This is a genomic window from Streptomyces longisporoflavus (genome assembly GCF_014649775.1).
Lineage (GTDB): Bacteria > Actinomycetota > Actinomycetes > Streptomycetales > Streptomycetaceae > Streptomyces > Streptomyces longisporoflavus.
Genome location: NZ_BMTR01000009.1, coordinates 37,981 through 54,668 on the forward strand (window position 1 = coordinate 37,981; position 16,688 = coordinate 54,668).

Sequence of the window (16,688 nt, forward strand, 5' to 3'; positions counted from 1 at the left end):
CACACTGAGCGAAAGGCCCTGGCGCTTATGAACACCACGGTCAGCTGCGAGCTGCACCTGCGCCTCGTTGTGTCGAGCGAGTCCTCACTGCCTGTACCCGCAGGACTGCGGTATGACACGGCCGATCCCTATGCCGTGCACGCCACCTTCCACACCGGAGCCGAGGAAACAGTCGAATGGGTGTTTGCCCGCGACCTCCTCGCCGAGGGCCTGCACCGGCCCACCGGTACCGGCGACGTCCGAGTCTGGCCGTCCCGGAGCCACGGTCAGGGCGTCGTCTGCATCGCCCTGAGCTCCCCTGAGGGTGAGGCTCTGCTCGAAGCCCCGGCGCGGGCCCTGGAATCGTTCCTGAAGCGGACGGACGCGGCCGTGCCCCCCGGCACGGAGCACCGCCACTTCGATCTGGATACGGAGCTCTCGCACATCCTGGCCGAAAGTTAGCTCCAGGCCGCGCGAGAGCACCCGGCGCCGTCCGACTCGGGGCGACGGCTCGGGCACGACAACCGCACAGAGCAGACACACCGGCGCCGTCGCCGCGGATTCCCGCGGCGACGGCGCCGGTGTCGTGTCGTGAAGCCGCTAGCATCGGCCAGCATCGGCGGGCACCCTTCCCCCAGCTCCCGACGAGCGGGGGAAACCCCACTACCCCAGGCCAGGGAGCAAATCGTGCTGATCACCCACGACACCCGGTGCGCACTCGACGCCGTGGTCGATCTGGTGAACACCGCACCGGACACCGAGAGCGCCGAGACGGAGGGGCTCCCGGACGTAGCGGCTTTGGCGGAGTTCGTACGAAGCCACGACATAAGCGATGTCGGTGTGCTCTCGGAGCGTGATCTGGCCGGCGTCCGGCACATCCGGAGCCGCTTCCAGGAGGTCTTCGCGGCGCCCGAGCCGCAGGCCGCGGCGGCGGTGATCAACGAACTGATCGCGGCGGCGGGCACCACGCCCCGCCTCACCGACCACGACGGCTACGACTGGCACGTGCACTACTTCGCGCCCGGCGCCTCCATCGCCGACCACCTCGCGGCGGACTGCGGGATGGCGCTCGCCTTCTTCGTGGTCGCCGGCGAGCAGGAACGGCTGCGGCGCTGCGAGGCCCCGGACTGCCGGCACGCCTTCGTCGACCTCTCCCGCAACCGCTCGCGCCGCTACTGCGACAGCCGCACCTGCGGCAACCGGCTGCATGTCGCCGCCTACCGGGCCCGGCGCAAGGAAGCCGCGGGCTGAGCCCGCGGCCGAGGCGCCTACAGTCCCAGCAGATCGTGCAACGACCCCAGCAGGAGCAGGACGCCGATCACCGCCAGGAAGATCATCAGGGGTGGCTGGGAAAGCGCGAACAGACAGCCCTTGGGCTCTTCGGTCGCGACTCGTCCATCGGTCGGCGGGGCGGCATCGCCCGGTGCGGTGTCCAGCATCTCGCCGCGATGATGACGCAGTCCGCGGGGTGCCGATGACCAACACGCCAGAAACTCGCGGGAGTTCGCCGCATCCCGTGACCTGCGCAAGTCCGGCGTCCCGCAGCTGTCGTGACCTGTTCACCAGCGACGCACCCCGCCGGCCCCCGCCCCGCCGCCGTCCACACGAACGAGGGAGCCGAGCGCCCGTCGGACACACGACGCTTGTTGACGTGGCCTACCGGGCTTCCGCCGGCTTCCCGGCCGCCGGTCCCGCCGCCGTCAGATGCCGTGCTTCTTCAAGATGGCCTCGATGTCGCTGAAGTCCTCGCGCGGCGCCGCGGCCTTCGGCTGCACCGGCTGGGCGGCAGGGCGCGCACCCTGCCCCAGGGAGGGGGCGGACGCCCCGGGGGCCACTCCCTCGCGCTGGGCGGCCTTCGCGGCCTTGCGCTCCTTGCGGGTGCCGCCGGTCCTGCGCTCCACGGCGCGGGTGGTGACGAACAGCAGCCAGGCCACGCCGAGGACGCCGAAACCCACCCATGCCTTCATGCTGAAGGCGGTGTCGGCCAGCCACCCCACGACGCCGGTCATCACCAGGCCGACCGGGACCAGGGAGTAGGCGGCCAGGCGCGTCGCCGCGAGGAAACGCTTGCGGTAGGCCGTGATCGCGGCAATGCCGAGGCCGGCCGCGGATACGGCGGAACAGACGGTCTCGGCAATCATCCGGTCCTCCAGGCATGCGGCGTACGGGCACGGACGGTCGCGCCGTCCTCCCCTCCATCCTGCACCGGCCGGGTACCCGCGGGCCACGCCACGAGCGGACTTCAGGGACATATCAGGGTCGCCCCTCCTCCCCGGGTGCCGGTCACCGGCCCGCTCCCGGTTGGGAGGGTGCCCGCGGGGCTGGAAGACTGTGTCCCATGAGTGACTCTGCCCCTGCCGGCCCCACCAGCCCCCTCGTCATCGACATCTGGTGCGAACTGCAGTGCCCGGACTGCCGGACCGCCCTCGACGACGTACGCGCGCTCCGTGCCCGCTACGGCGACACCGTCGAGCTGCGCCTGCGGCACTTCCCCCTCGAAAAGCACAAGCACGCCTTCGCCGCCGCCCAGGCCGCCGAGGAGGCCTTCGAGCAGGGGCAGGGCTGGCCGTACGTCGAGGCGGTGCTCGGCAGGGTCGAGGACCTGACCCGCGAGGGCGAATCCTTCCTGGTCGACGTCGCGCGCGAACTGGGCCTGAACGCCGAAGAGTTCGACACCGCGCTCGTCGACGGTCGGCACATCCTGATGGTCGACGCCGATCAGGCCGAGGGCAAGGCGATCGGCGTCACCGGGACGCCGACGTACGTCATCGGGGGCGAGCGCCTCGACGGCGGCAAGAGCCAGGATGGCCTGCGCGAGCGCGTCGAGGAGATGACCGATCTCCTTCTCGCGGCCTCCGGACAGGACGCTTCCTAGCCGCGGCCCATGAAGCAGCTGCTCGTACTAGAGCAGCTGCTTGTAGACGTAGTACGTGACCGGTTCGTAGCCCAGCGACTCGTACAGACGCAGGGCCGGGGTGTTGCCCGCGAAGACGTTGAGGCCGATGCGGTTCAGGCCCACCGCGCGGGCTTGGGCCTCCGCCAGGAGCATCAGCGAGCGGCCGTGGCCGCGTCCGCGGTGCTCCTCGTCGACCTGGACGTCGAAGACGAACCCGTCGCCGTCGCGCAGCGCGAGCCAGAGGGTGCCGACCTTGGTGCCCCCGTGCGTCAGCACACTGAGGCTGGTGCCTGGGGTGGCGAGGCCCTGCGGCAGATGGTCGGCGTGGTCGGCATCGGACTTGGCCCGCGCCTGCGCGGCCGGGACCCCGCGCTCGATCCAGGTCTGGGCGTAGTCCTCCTTCTCGCGGGCCAGCCAGACCTCGTACTCCTCCTCGGTCATCTCCCGCCCCTCGACATCCGCCGGCAGCGCGGGCGGCTCGGCGGTCAGGGGCTTGACCATGTGGCGGTTGCGCTCCACATAGCCGAGGGACACCGCGAGGCGGTGGGCCGCCGCGGCCGCGGCGGGCACCGCCACCTCGATCCGGTTGCATCCCCAGCCGCGCGCCACCTCTTCGGCGGCGAGCACGGCCACGGTGGCACGGCCGCGCCTGCGGTCGGGTTCCTCGATGCTCAGGTCCCGCATCTCGGCGACGCCGGGGCCGAACACGGGGTGCGTGGCGAGTTCTATCCCGCCCACGGGACGGCTGTTCACGCGCACTTCGTACGTACGTGACTTGGCGCCGTCAGCGCTCTGCTGGAGCGGCCCGGTCGGCCGCAGGGTCGTGGTCATCAGTGGTGTTCTACCCGCCCTGCGGCCCGAGCGTCATCTGGATCGCATGCACTTGCGGCCACTTGTTCGACCGATCACGGGTCGAGGTCGCCCGCCGCCCGCTCGGCGAAGATCCGCATCGCCTTGGCGGTCACCGGACCCGGCGCGCCGGGCAGTGCGCGCCCGTCGACCCGGTGCACGGCCTGGACGTCGCGGAGCGTCGAGGTCAGGAACACCTCGTCGGCGCTGTCGAGCACGTCGAGCGGCAGATCGCTCTCGCGCGCGTTCGTCCAGTCGACGGTCAACGCGCGCGTGATGCCCGCCAGGCACCCGGAGGCGACCGGCGGCGTGTGGATCTCGCCGTCGAGGACGACGAAGACGTTCGACCCCGTGCCTTCGCACAGCTGCCCCACCGTGTTGGCGAACAGCGCCTCCGAGGCGCCCTGCTCGTGGGCGCGCGCGAGGGCGACGACGTTCTCGGCGTACGACGTGGTCTTCAGGCCGGTCAGGGCGCCGCGCTCGTTACGGGTCCACGGCACCGTGATCACGGCGGTCGAGTCGGGGCGCCTTTCGGCCTCACCGAGGGCGACGACCAGCGTCTGCCCCTGGTCACCGCGGTCCGAGCCGAGCGGCGACAGGCCGCCGGTGTACGTGATGCGCAGCCGCCCCAGCGGCATCGGGTTGGCGTCGAGGACCGCGGCGCAGGCCGCGCGCACCTCGTCGAGGTCCGGCTCGGGCAGGCCGAGGCCGCGCGCCGACCGGGCGAGCCGGTCCAGGTGCCGGGTCAGCGCGAAAGGCCGCCCCCCGACCGACTTCAGCGTCTCGAAGACACCGTCGCCGACGGTCAGGCCGTGATCGAGCACGGAGACGCGGGCGGTCTCCATTTCCTGCAGGCCGCCGTTGAGCCAGATCTTCACCAAGGGGTCCCTCCACTCACTTCGTACGCTCCCGACGCTACCGCCAGCAGCCGTTCCGCCTTCAGCTCGGTCTCCCGCCACTCCCCCTCGGGGTCCGAACCCCAGGTGATGCCCGCGCCGGTGCCGAACCGCAGGACGGCAGCGTCCCCGGCGGACCGGTCGATCCAGAAGGTTCGGATGCCGACGGCCAGTTCGCCGGTGCCCCGGTCGGCGTCGACCCAGCCGATGCCGCCGCAGTACGGGCCGCGGGGCGCGGTCTCCAGGGCGTCGATGATGCGCAGGGCGCTGGATTTGGGGGCGCCGGTGACGGAACCGGGCGGGAAGGCGGCGGCGAGGAGTCCGGGCCAGCCCTCTTCGGGGCGGAGCTCGCCCCGGACGGTGGAGACGAGGTGGACGAGGCCGGGGTGCTTCTCGACGACGCAGAGATCGGGGACGGTCACGGAGCCGGTCACGCAGATCCGGCCGAGGTCGTTGCGGACGAGGTCCACGATCATGACGTTCTCGGCGTAGTCCTTCTCCAGGAGATCGGCCTCGGTCCGGCCCGTGCCCTTGATCGGCCCGGACTCCACGACGCGCCCCTCGCGGCGCAGGAACAGCTCGGGTGACGCGGTGGCTATCTCGACGCCGTGCCCGGGCAGCCGGATCGTCCCGGCGTACGGAGCGGGGTTCCCGCGGGCGAGGAGCGCCGTCAGGGCGTCCACGTCAGCGTCCTTCGCGACCGGCGCGGACAGCACGCGGCAGAGGTTCGCCTGATAGACGTCGCCCGCCGCGATGTGTTCGCGCACCCGCCGCACGCCGTTCACGTACGCGGCGCGGTCGAGCGACGACGTCCAGTCACCGGCGGCGGGCCCCTGCCACGCCCCGGGCACCGGCGCGGGCACCGGCTCCTCGCGTACGTCGTCGAAGCGGGCGCAGACCAGTCCACCCTCGAAACTCGCGGTGACCGCCCAGAAACCGCGGGAGTCCAGGGCCGAGGGATCGCTGGTCACGTCCCTGAGGCCGGTCGCGAGCAGGCCGCCGAAGCGCGCCATGGGCAGGGGCGCCCCGGAGGGCGGCCGCAGGGACATCTGAGGGGCGCTGTGCACGTCTGCGAGTCTATGACCGGCGTCCTGGTGGCGCCCCGGCCCGGCGACAGCGCAGCACGCTGCGCAAACGCGTTTTTGTACTGGCCCGGGAATCCGCTAGAGTTCAACACGTCGCCGGGACGCGCAAGCGGACCGGGAAAGACAAGCGGACGTAGCTCAGTTGGTAGAGCGCAACCTTGCCAAGGTTGAGGTCGCCAGTTCGAACCTGGTCGTCCGCTCGCAGGAAGTGGGGGATCTTCCCGAACCCCCGCACTCCTGGTGGAGTGGCCGAGAGGCGAGGCAACGGCCTGCAAAGCCGTCTACACGGGTTCAAATCCCGTCTCCACCTCCAAGCGCGATTAGCTCAGCGGGAGAGCGCTTCCCTGACACGGAAGAGGTCACTGGTTCAATCCCAGTATCGCGCACGCAGTACGCATCACACGCAGGTTGACCTGCGCGATTAGCTCAGCGGGAGAGCGCTTCCCTGACACGGAAGAGGTCACTGGTTCAATCCCAGTATCGCGCACGCAGTACGCATCACACGCAGGTTGACCTGCGCGATTAGCTCAGCGGGAGAGCGCTTCCCTGACACGGAAGAGGTCACTGGTTCAATCCCAGTATCGCGCACCATCCGTACGAAGCCCCCGGCCGTCTCCACGGCCGGGGGCTTCGTCGTTCCTCCGGTCAGGAGGAGAAGAGCATGTGCCCGAAGCTCTTGTGGCGCTTGTTGTGGCCGTAGTGCCCGCCGTGGTGTCCGCCGTGGTGTCCGTGGGGCCCGCCGTGCTGGGGAGCGCCCCACGCCGGGGCGGGAGCGGCGGGGTACGCCTGCGGGGCGGGCGGTGGCGGCGGTCCCTGCTGGGCGCCCCACTGACTCTCGACGCGGCTCAGGGCCTCGAGCTCGCCGTAGTCGAGGAATATCCCGCGGCAACCGCTGCACTGCTCGATCTGGACGCCGTTGCGGTTGTACGTGTGCATGGGTGCGTGGCACTTGGGACACTGCATGGTCGGCTCAACTCCTCGCCGGTCGTGACTGCTTCGCCGGATCTCTGCCCGGCTTCGGTGCGTTGCACCCTACTTCGTGGGGGTGGGTGCCAACTCGGGCGGGAGGGCGGCCATTCGATCACAGGCGTCGACCACCGCCTGCTCGATCTCGTCGAGGGGCCGGTTCTCCCTGACGGACTTGGCGACGGCCAGGGCGGCGGTCTGCGCGGTCAGGGCGCGGGCCGGTATGTCGAGGGCGGGCCAGGGGTCGGCGGGGGCGGGCGGGAGTGCGGGGCCGCGGGCCGTGCGGTAGGCGGTGAGGAAGCGGGTCCACTCGTCCGCGGGGAGGAGTCCGCAGGCGTACCAGGCCGCGGGGCGGGCCAGGTCCCAGGCGGGGTCGCCGAGGCCGAGGTCGTCGACGTCGATGAGCAGCCAGCGCCCGTCGGGGGTGCGGACCAGCTGGCCGAGGTGCAGGTCGCCGTGGCAGAGGAGGCCGGGGAGCGGGGCGGGGGCCTCGGCGCGGGCCCATGCGGGGAGCGTGGCCCAGGCGCGTTCGACGGGGGCGGCGGCGGGGTGCGCTCCCGCGTCCCTCATCCGCCTCATCGCGCGGGCGGCCTTCGCGGGGCCCCGCATGTCCGGCAGGTGGTGCGGGAGTGCGGCCGGGGGTGTGGCGTGCAGGTGGGCGAGGAGGGTGGCGGCGGCTTCCCAGGGGGCGGCGTCGGGGTCGTCGCGGTCCACCGGGGTGCCGGCCTGCCAGAGAGTGACCAGGCGGCCGTGGAGCGGGAGGGGCCTCTCGTCGAGCGGCGGCAGGAGGATGCCGTCGAGGGCGGCGGCGACCTTCAGGCGGGCCGCGAGCTCGCCGGGGTCCGTGCCGGGTGCGTGCGCCTTGGCGACGGTGTCGCCGTGCCGGACGACGGTGGCGTCGTCGCGGTCGGCGAGGACACCTTCGGGGGCGCAGACGCAGGCCTGCGGGGTGCGGTGGGCTGTGTGGCGGACCTTGGCGGTCAGCGCCGACAGCAAGGCGGTGGCGGTCACGGGTCCCCCGGGGTGCGTCGATCGGTGCTCCCCGTGAGCGTACGCATCCATCCCGGGGCGGGGCTCAGAGGTTCTTCCCCCACCCCGCCCCTGCCCGAAATCAAGGGGCTGCGCCCCCTGGACCCCCTTTACAAGGTGTCCTCAAGCGCCGGGCGGGCTGAAATTTCAGCCCGTCCGGCGCAAAGAAGTGCCCGCGCAGCTCCCCAGCTGCGCGGGCATTTCTCGTGCCGTCCGCCGCACCCCCGTCCCCACGGGGTTTCCTGGCCGGATGTCCCCGCCCGGACCGCTCATCCGGGCCCGGGGCGCCGCTCAGCGCCCCAGCATCACGCCCACGGACGACGCCTGTGTGACCACTGCTTCCCAGCCGCCGAAGACGACCACCAGCAGGGCCGCCAGAGGAAGAACCATGGCCGTCGCCACCAAGGGATGGCGCGTACCGGACGGGCGGACGCCGAACGTGGCGAAGGCCTTACGTCCCTGCGTGCGGATCATTGTCCGCGATGCCGTGTCCGCCATGGTTCCTCTCCTGACCGAGTCTGTATGAACTTGGCAGCGGCGGGTGTCTGACCTCGGGGGACGAGTGCTCGCACCCGCCGCTTGACCTCAAATCTAGGTGCGCCGGAGGTCCGGGGCGTCATGCCCTCGTACCGATTGCCGGGCCTCCCGGAGGATGAGCGATCGTCGCTCGTGTACTCCCGTGGGTGGAGACGGGGTCCTAGGTCTCGGGGTCTTCCCGGAGGGGACGGGCTGCCCGCTCGGATGTGTCCTCTCCTGGCACCGGCTGCTCGACCAGAGCCAGGACGCGGGTCGACATGAACCGCGCCGTCCGCACGACCGACCCACTACGGGTGACTTCGCTCACTTCGACCACCCCTCTGCGGACCGCCGTCTCCACCCGGCGGCCCGCCCGGCTCGCCACCACCTCGTACGTCCGTGTCGTGTCCCCGGCGTCCACGACTATCTCCACACGATCACCTTTCACGCGATCAATCCCCCTTCGGTGACGGATGGTTGGGAGCGGCGGTCCGCACAACGGCCGCCCGCTCCACTGCCCCTGACCACTCTTCAAGTTTCCCACCCGGCACTGACAATCGGTCGGCCCGCGAGGGCGCGGCCTCTGCACCTGCCCGGCCACGGAAACGTAAGCTGTGGCACGACAACGGACCGGGCAGCGGGGATGGACATGGCGATGATGCGGCTCCGGCGCGAGGACCCGCGTGTCGTCGGCTCGTTCAGACTGCACAGGCGGCTGGGCGCCGGCGGCATGGGTGTCGTCTATCTGGGGTCGGACCGGCGGGGGCAGCGCGTCGCCCTCAAGGTGATCCGGCCCGATCTGGCGGAGGACGAGGAGTTCCGCTCGCGCTTCGCGCGCGAGGTCTCCGCGGCCCGGCGCATCCGCGGCGGCTGTACCGCGCGGCTCGTCGCCGCCGATCTCGACGCCGACCGGCCGTGGTTCGCCACGCAGTACGTCCCCGGCCCCTCCCTGCACGACAAGGTCGCCGCCGAGGGGCCGCTCTCCGCGGCCGATGTGGCGGTCGTCGGCTCGGCGCTCGCCGAAGGCCTCGTGGCCGTCCACGAGGCCGGTGTCGTACACCGTGACCTGAAGCCCTCGAACATTCTGCTGTCCCCGAAGGGGCCGCGGATCATCGACTTCGGTATCGCCTGGGCCACCGGCGCCTCGACACTGACCCATGTGGGCACCGCCGTCGGATCGCCCGGCTTCCTCGCGCCCGAGCAGGTGCGCGGCGCCGCCGTCACGCCCGCCACGGACGTGTTCGCCCTCGGCGCCACGCTGGCGTACGCGGGCATGGCGGACTCACCCTTCGGGCACGGCAGTTCGGAGGTCATGCTCTACCGCGTCGTCCACGAGGAGGCGCAGCTCGGGGGCGTCCCGGACGCGCTCGCCCCGCTGATCAGGGCCTGTCTCGCCAAGGACCCCGAGGAGCGCCCCAGCACGCTTCAACTGTCCCTCAGGCTCAAGGAGATCGCGGCCCGCGAGGCGCAGGGCCTGAACGACCCCCGGCCGCCCGCGCCCCGCCAGAGCCAGGACCGGCCGACGGGCCGGATGGCCGAGGAGTACGCGGACCAGCAGACCCAGCGGCGTCAGCCGCAGGGCACTCCCCCGCCGCGGCCCGGTGCGGCACGGCCGGGGGCTTCGCGCACCGGGTCTTCGCGGACCGGTTCCTCGCGGGGCGGTGGCTCCTCGCGTACCGGGTCGTCGCGCTCCGGATCGTCGCGGCCGAATTCCTCGCGTCCCGGATCCAGTTCCTCGCGCTCCGGCTCACGCCCCTCGCAGCCGCGGAACACGACACGCTCCGGCGGCGCGCGGCGCCCGGCCAATCCGCGCCTGCTGCGCCAGCGTCTGTTCGTGTTCGTCGTCGTGACGCTGCTCGTGGCCCTTGCGATCGCGACGGCCCAGGGGTGCCAGGGCCCCGCCCGCGGGCTCGGCGGCAGCGGCACGTCCGATGTGCACGACGTACGGCAGAGCGGTCGGCTCGATCCGGGGTCGGACCCTCAGAGCTGAGGGCGGCCCGTCGCCACCGCGTAGAACGCGACCGCCGCCGCCGCTCCCACGTTCAGGGAGTCGACGCCGTGGGCCATCGGGATGCGGACCCATTCGTCGGCCGCCATCAGGGCCTTCGTGGTGAGGCCTTCGCCCTCCGCCCCGAGCATCAGCGCGACCCGGTCCATGCGGTGGGGCGCCGCCTCGTCGAGGGTCTTCGCCTTCTCGTCCGGAGTGAGCGCGAGGAGGTTGAAACCCGCTTCCCGTACGCCCTCCAGGCCCTTGGGCCAGGATTCGAGGCGGGCGTAGGGGACGGAGAAGACCGCGCCCATGGAGACCTTCACCGAGCGGCGGTAGAGGGGGTCCGCGCAGTCGGGTGAGAGCAGGACCGCGTCCATGCCGAGGGCCGCGGCGCTGCGGAAGATCGCACCGATGTTGGTGTGGTCGTTGACCGATTCCATGACGACGACGCGGCGCGCCGTGGTGAGGAGTTCGTCGGAGGTCGGCAGCGGCTTGCGCTGCATCGACGCGAGGGCGCCCCGGTGCACGTGGTAGCCGGTGACCTGCTCGGCCAGGTCGGGGTTGACCGCGTACACGGGGGCCGGGACCTCGTCGATGACGTCGCGCATGACGTCGACCCACTTGGCGGAGAGCAGCATCGAGCGCATCTCGTAGCCCGCCTGCTTGGCGCGTCTGATCACCTTCTCGCCCTCGGCGATGAAGAGGCCCTCGGCGGGCTCCCGCTTACGGCGCAGTTCGACGTCGGTCAGGCCCGTGTAGTCGCGCAGACGCGGGTCGGCGGGGTCGTCGATGGTGATGAGATCAGCCACAGGGTGATACTGCCTTGTCCTGGGTGTGGTGCCAACGCCTTGGGGCGGTTGGGTTACCGGCGGTTACGCGAGGGTCGGATCGCTGCGGGTCACGCGGGGCCTCCGGGGCCCACGTTCACCACCTCGCCGATGACGATCACCGCCGGGGGCTTCACCTCGTGGGCGGCGACCTCGGCGGCGACCGTGCCGAGCGTGGCGTCCACGCGGCGCTGGGCCGCGGTGGTGCCCTCCTGGATCAGGGCGACGGGGGTCCCGGGCGACCTGCCGTGGGCGGTGAGCGCCTCGGCGATCTTGCCGATCTTGTCCACGCCCATCAGGATCACGAGGGTTCCGCGCAGCTTGGCGAGGGACGGCCAGTCGACCAGGGAGCGCTCGTCGTCCGGGGCCACGTGCCCGCTGACCACCGTGAACTCGTGGGCGACGCCGCGGTGCGTGACGGGGATGCCGGCGGCGCCGGGCACGGAGATCGAGCTGGAGATGCCGGGCACCACCGTGCAGGAGATGCCCGCTTCGGCGAGCGCCTGCGCCTCTTCCATGCCGCGCCCGAAGACGAAGGGGTCGCCGCCCTTCAGCCGGACGACCGACTTGCCCTGCTTCGCGTGCTCGATCAGGGCGTTGTTGATGGCCTCCTGGGCCATGAAACGTCCGTACGGGATCTTCGCGGCGTCGATCACTTCGACATGCGGCGGGAGTTCGTCGAGCAGGTCGCGGGGTCCGAGCCGGTCGGCGATGACCACGTCCGCCTCGGCGAGGAGACGCCGGCCGCGGACCGTGATGAGGTCCGGGTCGCCGGGGCCGCCGCCGACCAGCGCGACGCCGGGGGTGCGGGTGCGCTGCTGGGGCGCGGCCAGGGTGCCGTCGCGCAGGCCCTCGACCACCGCGTCGCGGATGGCCGCCGTACGGCGGGGGTCGCGGTCGTCGATGTCCGTGGTGAGGATGGCGACCGTCACGCCCTCGGAGCGGCCGGTCGCGGGGGTCAGGGCGGTGGCGGCCTCGGCGTCGTCGGAGCGGACGCACCAGACGCGGTGCGCCTCCCCTTCCGCGGACGCCGCCCTGTTGGCCTCCGGGTCACTGGTCGCGATGAGGGCGTACCAGGTGTCCTTGAGGTCGCCGTGCTCATAGCGGCGGCGCTCCCAGGTGATCTCGCCCGCGTCCGCCATCGCCTCCACGGAGGGGGTCGCCGTCGGCGATACGAGGGTGATGTCCGCGCCCGCGGCGATCAGGGCGGGGAGGCGGCGCTGGGCCACCTGACCGCCTCCGAGCACGACCGTGCGGCGGGCGGTGAGGCGGAGACCTACGGGGTAGGCGGGACTTTCGGCCATGGCGGGTGGCTCCTCGTGCGGGGCGCGGGGCTTTGCGGGGGCCGCTGCGACGGTGAGGCGGCTGCGTTGATGCTTTGACGTGCGGGTTCAGTATGGCTTGGGCGGGGCGGGGTCTCTCGCCCAGCCCCGCCCTGTCCCGAAAAGCGGGCTTCGCCCCCGAGCCTCGTCGTACGGCTGCTTCGGCTACTCCGTCATGTCCGGATACTGCTCCATCACGTTCGGCTACTTCTCCGTCACGCCTGCCGAGTCGAACGTGGCCACCTCGTGCATCGCGCGGGCCGCGCTCTGCACCACCGGCAGGGCAAGGAGGGCGCCGGTGCCCTCGCCGAGGCGGAGGTCGAGGTCGACCAGGGGGCGCAGGCCGAGCTTGTTGAGGGCCGCCACGTGACCCGGTTCAGCGCTGCGGTGGCCCGCGATGCAGGCCGCGAGGACCTCGGGGGCGATGGCGCGGGCGACCAGGGCCGCGGCGCCGGCGCTCACGCCGTCCAGGATCACGGGCGTACGCAGGGAGGCGCCGCCGAGCAGCAGGCCCACCATCGCCGCGTGCTCCAGGCCGCCGATCGCCGCGAGGACGCCGATCGGGTCGGCCGGGTCGGGCTGGTGCAGTTCGAGGGCGCGGCGCACGACGTCGACCTTGCGGCTGTGCATCTCGTCGTTGATGCCGGTGCCGCGGCCGGTCACCTCGCCCGGGTCGGTGTCCGTGTAGACGGAGATGAGGGCCGCGGACGCCGTGGTGTTCGCGATGCCCATCTCGCCGGTGAGCAGGGCCTTGTTGCCCGCCGCCACCAGGTCGCGGGCGGTCTCGATGCCCACCTCGACGGCCGCCTTGACCTCCTCGCGGCTCAGCGCGGGGCCGGTCGTCATGTCGGCCGTGCCCGCGCGGATCTTGCGGGGCAACAGGCCGGGGGTGGCCGGGAGTTCACTGGCCACGCCCACGTCGATGACGCAGACCTCGGCGCCCACCTGGTTGGCGAAGGCGTTGCAGACCGCGCCGCCGCCGAGGAAGTTGGCGACCATCTGCGCGGTCACCTCCTGAGGCCAGGCGGTGACGCCCTGGGCGTGTACGCCGTGGTCGCCCGCGAAGATCGCGACGGCCGCGGGCTCCGGGATCGGCGGCGGGCACTGCCGGGAGAGGCCGGAGAGCTGCGCGGAGATGATCTCCAGCATGCCGAGCGCGCCCGGCGGCTTCGTCATCCGCTTCTGCCGCTCCCACGCCTCGCCGAGCGCCTTCGCGTCCAGGGGACGGATGTTGGAGACGGTCTCGGCGAGCAGGTCGTGCGGGTCCTCGCCGGGCAGGGCACGGCGGCCGTACGTCTCCTCGTGGACCACCCAGGAGAGCGGACGGCGCTTGGACCAGCCTGCCTGCATCAGCTCGGGCTCCTGCGGGAACTCGTCGACGTATCCGACACAGAGATAGGCCACCACTTCGAGGTGCTCGGGCAGGCCGAGGGTTCTGACCATCTCACGTTCGTCGAAGAAGCTCACCCAGCCGACGCCGAGGCCTTCGGCGCGCGCCGCGAGCCAGAGGTTCTCGACGGCGAGGGCCGAGGAGTACGGCGCCATCTGCGGCTGCGTGTGACGGCCGAGGGTGTGGCGGCCGCCGCGGGTGGGGTCGGCGGTGACGACGATGTTCACCGGGGTGTCGAGGATCGCCTCGATCTTCAGTTCCTTGAACTGCTTGGCACGGCCCTTGGGGAGCGACTTGGCGTACGCGTCCTTCTGACGCATCGCCAGTTCGTGCATGGTCCGCCGGGTCTCCGCCGAGCGGATGACGACGAAGTCCCAGGGCTGCGAGTGGCCCACGGAGGGCGCCGTGTGGGCCGCCTCCAGGACGCGGAGCAGCACCTCGTGCGGGATGGCGTCGCTGCGGAAGCCGTTGCGGATGTCGCGGCGCTCGCGCATGACGCGCAGGACGGCTTCGCGCTCGGCGTCGTCGTAGGCGGGGGCGGCGGGGGTGTCCGCCTCCTTGACCGGCTCCGGCAACTGCGCGGCTTCCGGCTCCGTGACCGGCTCCGAGGGGGCCGCGTCGTCCGCGGCTTCGGTCTCTTCGCCGGGACCGGCTTCGGCGGCTGCCGCGGGCTCGGGGGCTGCCATGGGTTCGGGTGCCTCAGTCGGTTCGGGGATTTCGGCCGCAACGGGTGCGTCGCCCGCCGCGAGGGGCAGGGCTTCGGCCGCCGGTTCCGGCGCCTCCGGTACGGGCTCTTCCGTCGGGGCCGGCGCGGCGGTGGCCGCCGCGTTCCCGTTGCCGTCGCGCGGGGCGGGCACGGTGGCCGCGGGCTGGGGGGAGGCGGGCTCGGGGGTCGCGTCGGCTTCGGCGGGTGCGGCCGCTTCGGGGGCTCCGAGGCCTTCGGCGGCTTCGTGAGCTTCGGGGGCTTCGGCGACTTCGAGGAGAGCCGAGGGCTCCTGGGCCTCTTGGTCCTCCTGGGTCTCCTGTGCCTCCGGAGTCTCGGGCACCTCGGGGGCGACCGGCGTTTCCGGGACAGCGGCTGCCGGTACGGCGTCCGGCGCGGGCGCCTCGGCCTCGGCGGCGGACTCCGGCTGCGCCTCGGGGGCGTCGGGCTGCGGGGCCTCGACGTGCTCCGGGGGTACGGACAGGGCGTGCGGCGGCGTCGGGGCCAGGTGGGGCGTGGTCGGTACCGAGCCCTCGACCGGCACGAACTGGCCGAGCGGCGCGGGGGCCGGAGCCGCGGGGGCGTCGGGCTGCTGCGGGGACTGCGGGATGTGCGGGCCCTGGAGCGTGTGCCCGGCGGCCGCGAGCGGCGCGTCCGACCAGGGCTGCGCCCCGGCCACGGCGAACTGCGGCTGGCCGTAGTCCGGCGTGTGCGTGGCCTGCCCGACGGCGGACAGCTGCTCGGCGTCGGCGGCGAGCGGGAGCTCCTGGCTCACTTCCGAGGCGGGCGCGGACGAGTCCACGGCCGACGCGTCCGCTGCGACCGGGGCCGCCGCCTGGTCAGCTGCCGACGCCTGCTCGGCCGGCGGCTGCTCGGCGTCCACCGTGAACGCGGGCTGTCCGGCTTCGGCGGCGGCGTGCGCGAACTGGTCGTCGGCCGCCACACCTTGCGCCGTCTCGGGGTCGGCGGCACCCGGGGCCTGCGGGAAGGCGGCCGCGGGCTGCGGGGCCTCACCGGCGAGCGGATTCTGCGGGTCCTGTGCAGCCTGAACGTCCTGGGCAGCCTGTGCGTCCGGGGCAGCTTGTGCGTCCTGTGCGCCGTCTGTGACAGATGTTGCGTCCGGGACGACCGTTTCTGCTGGTGCGACCGGCTGCGCGGACCGCGAGGGCTGATCAGCCGGGGCGGGCTGCGCGGGCTGGGCCGTCCACGGCGTCGCGCCCTGCGGCGCGATCTCGCCGAGCTGCGGGCCCGGCATGCCTTCCGCGTCACGCGGGATGTCGAGGTACTCGGGCCCCACAGTGGGCGGACCCGCATGCCGCATGGGCGCGGAGTGCTGCGGAGCACCGGCCGGGCCGCGGTCGGCGAGCGAACGTACGGGACTCCCCGTACCGTCCGGCACGGCGGGGCCCGACGGCCCCCGGTGCAGCGGACGGCGGGAGGGCCCGGGGTGCGATGCGGGCGCAGGGGTGGGCGCGCCGGGCAGCTGGACGCCGTTCAGATCGACCGAGCCGCTGTCACGGCCTGCCGTCTCGTGCGGACCCGGCTGATGCATGGCCTGCGGCTGCGCGACCGGCTGCGGGCCCGCCGCGTACTGGCCCACGAGCTGCTGATCGACGGCGGGCTGAATGCCCGGCGCGTGACCGGCCGAGTGCCGGCCACCGGCGGACTGACCGTTGACCGACTGCGCACCGGCGGACTGACCGTTGACCGACTGCGCACCGGCGGCCTGTCCGTTGACCGACAGGTCACCCGCGGACTGGCCGTTGAACGGCTGACCCCCGGCGGACGCGTCGCTCACGGACTGGTCCCCCATGGACGGGTCGGCCACCGGCTGACCGGCCGCGTACTGATCCGTCGGCGACGGGGCGCCCGTGGGCTGGCCGGCAGCCTGCGCGAATGCCGCCTGCTGGTCGCCGGCCTGCGCACCCACCGGCTGGGCGACGCCGTGCTGCGCGGTTCCGTCATGGGCACCGCCGTACGGGGCACCGCCGTACTGCTCGGCCACCGGCTGCGGCGCGGCCGAATGCGGCTCGCTCCAGGCACCCTGCGCTCCCGGCATCAGGAGCAGGTCGTCGTCGTCGGCGGGGGCGACACTCGCGGCGGGGTTCTCGGAGGGGTCGAGGTAGGTGTACGCGCCCGGGGCGGGGACGCCCGGCTGCTCCACCATGCCTGCGTTCTCCGGCAGTCCCTCGCCCGGAACCTGGCCGGTGTCGGTCATGCGTAACCCCTCGCCCATCGGT

Annotated in this window: 16 protein-coding genes and 5 tRNA genes; 9 read left to right on the top strand and 12 right to left on the bottom strand. The window is 72.7% G+C overall.

Annotated elements, in window-relative coordinates:
* The first annotated feature begins 27 nt into the window (after positions 1-27).
* Both IE226_RS19245 and IE226_RS19250 read left to right on the top strand, forming a co-directional pair.
* Complete coding sequence (locus IE226_RS19245; RefSeq protein WP_003959770.1) at positions 28-441, top strand: SsgA family sporulation/cell division regulator; 414 nt, start codon at positions 28-30, stop codon at positions 439-441.
* A gap of 225 nt (positions 442-666) precedes the next feature.
* Positions 667-1,230 carry a CGNR zinc finger domain-containing protein gene (locus IE226_RS19250; RefSeq protein ID WP_190082529.1) on the top strand — a complete coding sequence of 188 codons (564 nt, stop codon included), beginning with the start codon at positions 667-669 and terminating at the stop codon, positions 1,228-1,230.
* A gap of 17 nt (positions 1,231-1,247) precedes the next feature.
* Here the strand turns inward: IE226_RS19250 and IE226_RS19255 are convergent, their stop codons facing one another.
* Positions 1,248-1,418 carry a hypothetical protein gene (locus IE226_RS19255; protein ID WP_190082530.1) on the bottom strand — a complete coding sequence of 57 codons (171 nt, stop codon included), beginning with the start codon at positions 1,416-1,418 and terminating at the stop codon, positions 1,248-1,250.
* 261 nt (positions 1,419-1,679) lie between these two features.
* Complete coding sequence (locus IE226_RS19260; protein WP_190082531.1) at positions 1,680-2,120, bottom strand: hypothetical protein; 441 nt, start codon at positions 2,118-2,120, stop codon at positions 1,680-1,682.
* 197 nt (positions 2,121-2,317) lie between these two features.
* Between IE226_RS19260 and IE226_RS19265 the strand changes: the two genes are divergently transcribed.
* Positions 2,318-2,854: a DsbA family protein gene (locus tag IE226_RS19265; protein ID WP_190082532.1), complete on the top strand. Its 537-nt coding sequence runs from the start codon at positions 2,318-2,320 to the stop codon at positions 2,852-2,854.
* A 27-nt stretch (positions 2,855-2,881) separates the two neighbouring features.
* On the opposite strand, the gene IE226_RS19270 is transcribed toward IE226_RS19265, so the two are convergent.
* The 3 genes from IE226_RS19270 to IE226_RS19280 form a co-directional block, all read right to left on the bottom strand.
* Complete coding sequence (locus tag IE226_RS19270; protein ID WP_190082533.1) at positions 2,882-3,706, bottom strand: GNAT family N-acetyltransferase; 825 nt, start codon at positions 3,704-3,706, stop codon at positions 2,882-2,884.
* A 74-nt stretch (positions 3,707-3,780) separates the two neighbouring features.
* The gene (locus IE226_RS19275) at positions 3,781-4,602 is read right to left on the bottom strand and encodes an aminotransferase class IV (protein WP_190082789.1); all 822 of its coding nucleotides are present in this window, start codon (positions 4,600-4,602) and stop codon (positions 3,781-3,783) included.
* Positions 4,599-5,669, bottom strand: coding sequence for a chorismate-binding protein (locus IE226_RS19280; RefSeq protein WP_190082790.1), 1,071 nt, complete (start codon positions 5,667-5,669; stop codon positions 4,599-4,601). The genes IE226_RS19275 and IE226_RS19280 overlap by 4 nt, the downstream gene beginning before the upstream one ends.
* 163 nt (positions 5,670-5,832) lie before the next feature.
* On the opposite strand from IE226_RS19280, the gene IE226_RS19285 reads away from it, so the two are divergent.
* From IE226_RS19285 to IE226_RS19305, 5 genes are all read left to right on the top strand, one after another.
* Positions 5,833-5,905, top strand: a tRNA-Gly gene (locus IE226_RS19285).
* A 39-nt stretch (positions 5,906-5,944) separates the two neighbouring features.
* Positions 5,945-6,018 (top strand) — tRNA-Cys (locus IE226_RS19290).
* Between the two features lies 1 nt (position 6,019).
* Positions 6,020-6,091 (top strand) — tRNA-Val (locus IE226_RS19295).
* Positions 6,092-6,120: 29 nt separating this feature from the next.
* A tRNA-Val gene (locus IE226_RS19300) sits at positions 6,121-6,192 on the top strand.
* Positions 6,193-6,221: 29 nt separating this feature from the next.
* Positions 6,222-6,296, top strand: a tRNA-Val gene (locus IE226_RS19305).
* A gap of 54 nt (positions 6,297-6,350) precedes the next feature.
* On the opposite strand, the gene IE226_RS19310 is transcribed toward IE226_RS19305, so the two are convergent.
* The 4 genes from IE226_RS19310 to IE226_RS19325 form a co-directional block, all read right to left on the bottom strand.
* Positions 6,351-6,668: a TFIIB-type zinc ribbon-containing protein gene (locus IE226_RS19310; protein WP_190082534.1), complete on the bottom strand. Its 318-nt coding sequence runs from the start codon at positions 6,666-6,668 to the stop codon at positions 6,351-6,353.
* Between the two features lie 69 nt (positions 6,669-6,737).
* Positions 6,738-7,682, bottom strand: a complete 945-nt coding sequence (locus tag IE226_RS19315; RefSeq protein ID WP_229871250.1) for an aminoglycoside phosphotransferase family protein — start codon at positions 7,680-7,682, stop codon at positions 6,738-6,740.
* 309 nt (positions 7,683-7,991) lie between these two features.
* A complete protein-coding gene (locus tag IE226_RS19320) occupies positions 7,992-8,198 on the bottom strand; it encodes a hypothetical protein (protein WP_135336237.1) in 207 nt (68 codons plus the stop codon).
* A gap of 199 nt (positions 8,199-8,397) precedes the next feature.
* Positions 8,398-8,664 carry a DUF8836 family protein gene (locus IE226_RS19325; protein ID WP_190082536.1) on the bottom strand — a complete coding sequence of 89 codons (267 nt, stop codon included), beginning with the start codon at positions 8,662-8,664 and terminating at the stop codon, positions 8,398-8,400.
* 195 nt (positions 8,665-8,859) lie between these two features.
* Here IE226_RS19325 and IE226_RS19330 point away from each other — a divergent pair, with 195 nt between their 5' ends.
* Positions 8,860-10,206 carry a serine/threonine-protein kinase gene (locus IE226_RS19330; protein ID WP_190082537.1) on the top strand — a complete coding sequence of 449 codons (1,347 nt, stop codon included), beginning with the start codon at positions 8,860-8,862 and terminating at the stop codon, positions 10,204-10,206.
* On the opposite strand, the gene IE226_RS19335 is transcribed toward IE226_RS19330, so the two are convergent.
* The 3 genes from IE226_RS19335 to cobT form a co-directional block, all read right to left on the bottom strand.
* Positions 10,197-11,015: a TrmH family RNA methyltransferase gene (locus IE226_RS19335; RefSeq protein ID WP_190082538.1), complete on the bottom strand. Its 819-nt coding sequence runs from the start codon at positions 11,013-11,015 to the stop codon at positions 10,197-10,199. The genes IE226_RS19330 and IE226_RS19335 overlap by 10 nt on opposite strands.
* An 89-nt stretch (positions 11,016-11,104) precedes the next feature.
* Positions 11,105-12,337: a uroporphyrinogen-III C-methyltransferase gene (gene cobA, locus IE226_RS19340; protein WP_190082539.1), complete on the bottom strand. Its 1,233-nt coding sequence runs from the start codon at positions 12,335-12,337 to the stop codon at positions 11,105-11,107.
* Positions 12,338-12,559: 222 nt separating this feature from the next.
* The gene (gene cobT / locus IE226_RS19345) at positions 12,560-16,666 is read right to left on the bottom strand and encodes a nicotinate-nucleotide--dimethylbenzimidazole phosphoribosyltransferase (RefSeq protein ID WP_190082540.1); all 4,107 of its coding nucleotides are present in this window, start codon (positions 16,664-16,666) and stop codon (positions 12,560-12,562) included.
* Between the last annotated feature and the right edge of the window lie 22 nt (positions 16,667-16,688).

What these genes read in the sequence shown, in the direction of transcription:
- IE226_RS19245 (WP_003959770.1), top strand. Translation starts at nt 28, where the DNA reads ATGAACACCACGGTCAGCTGCGAGCTGCACCTGCGCCTCGTTGTGTCG.
- IE226_RS19255 (WP_190082530.1), bottom strand. Translation starts at nt 1,418, where the DNA reads ATGCTGGACACCGCACCGGGCGATGCCGCCCCGCCGACCGATGGACGA.
- IE226_RS19260 (WP_190082531.1), bottom strand. Translation starts at nt 2,120, where the DNA reads ATGATTGCCGAGACCGTCTGTTCCGCCGTATCCGCGGCCGGCCTCGGC.
- IE226_RS19265 (WP_190082532.1), top strand. Translation starts at nt 2,318, where the DNA reads ATGAGTGACTCTGCCCCTGCCGGCCCCACCAGCCCCCTCGTCATCGAC.
- IE226_RS19270 (WP_190082533.1), bottom strand. Translation starts at nt 3,706, where the DNA reads ATGACCACGACCCTGCGGCCGACCGGGCCGCTCCAGCAGAGCGCTGAC.
- IE226_RS19280 (WP_190082790.1), bottom strand. Translation starts at nt 5,669, where the DNA reads ATGTCCCTGCGGCCGCCCTCCGGGGCGCCCCTGCCCATGGCGCGCTTC.
- IE226_RS19310 (WP_190082534.1), bottom strand. Translation starts at nt 6,668, where the DNA reads ATGCAGTGTCCCAAGTGCCACGCACCCATGCACACGTACAACCGCAAC.
- IE226_RS19320 (WP_135336237.1), bottom strand. Translation starts at nt 8,198, where the DNA reads ATGGCGGACACGGCATCGCGGACAATGATCCGCACGCAGGGACGTAAG.
- IE226_RS19330 (WP_190082537.1), top strand. Translation starts at nt 8,860, where the DNA reads ATGGACATGGCGATGATGCGGCTCCGGCGCGAGGACCCGCGTGTCGTC.
- cobA (WP_190082539.1), bottom strand. Translation starts at nt 12,337, where the DNA reads ATGGCCGAAAGTCCCGCCTACCCCGTAGGTCTCCGCCTCACCGCCCGC.
- cobT (WP_190082540.1), bottom strand. Translation starts at nt 16,666, where the DNA reads ATGACCGACACCGGCCAGGTTCCGGGCGAGGGACTGCCGGAGAACGCA.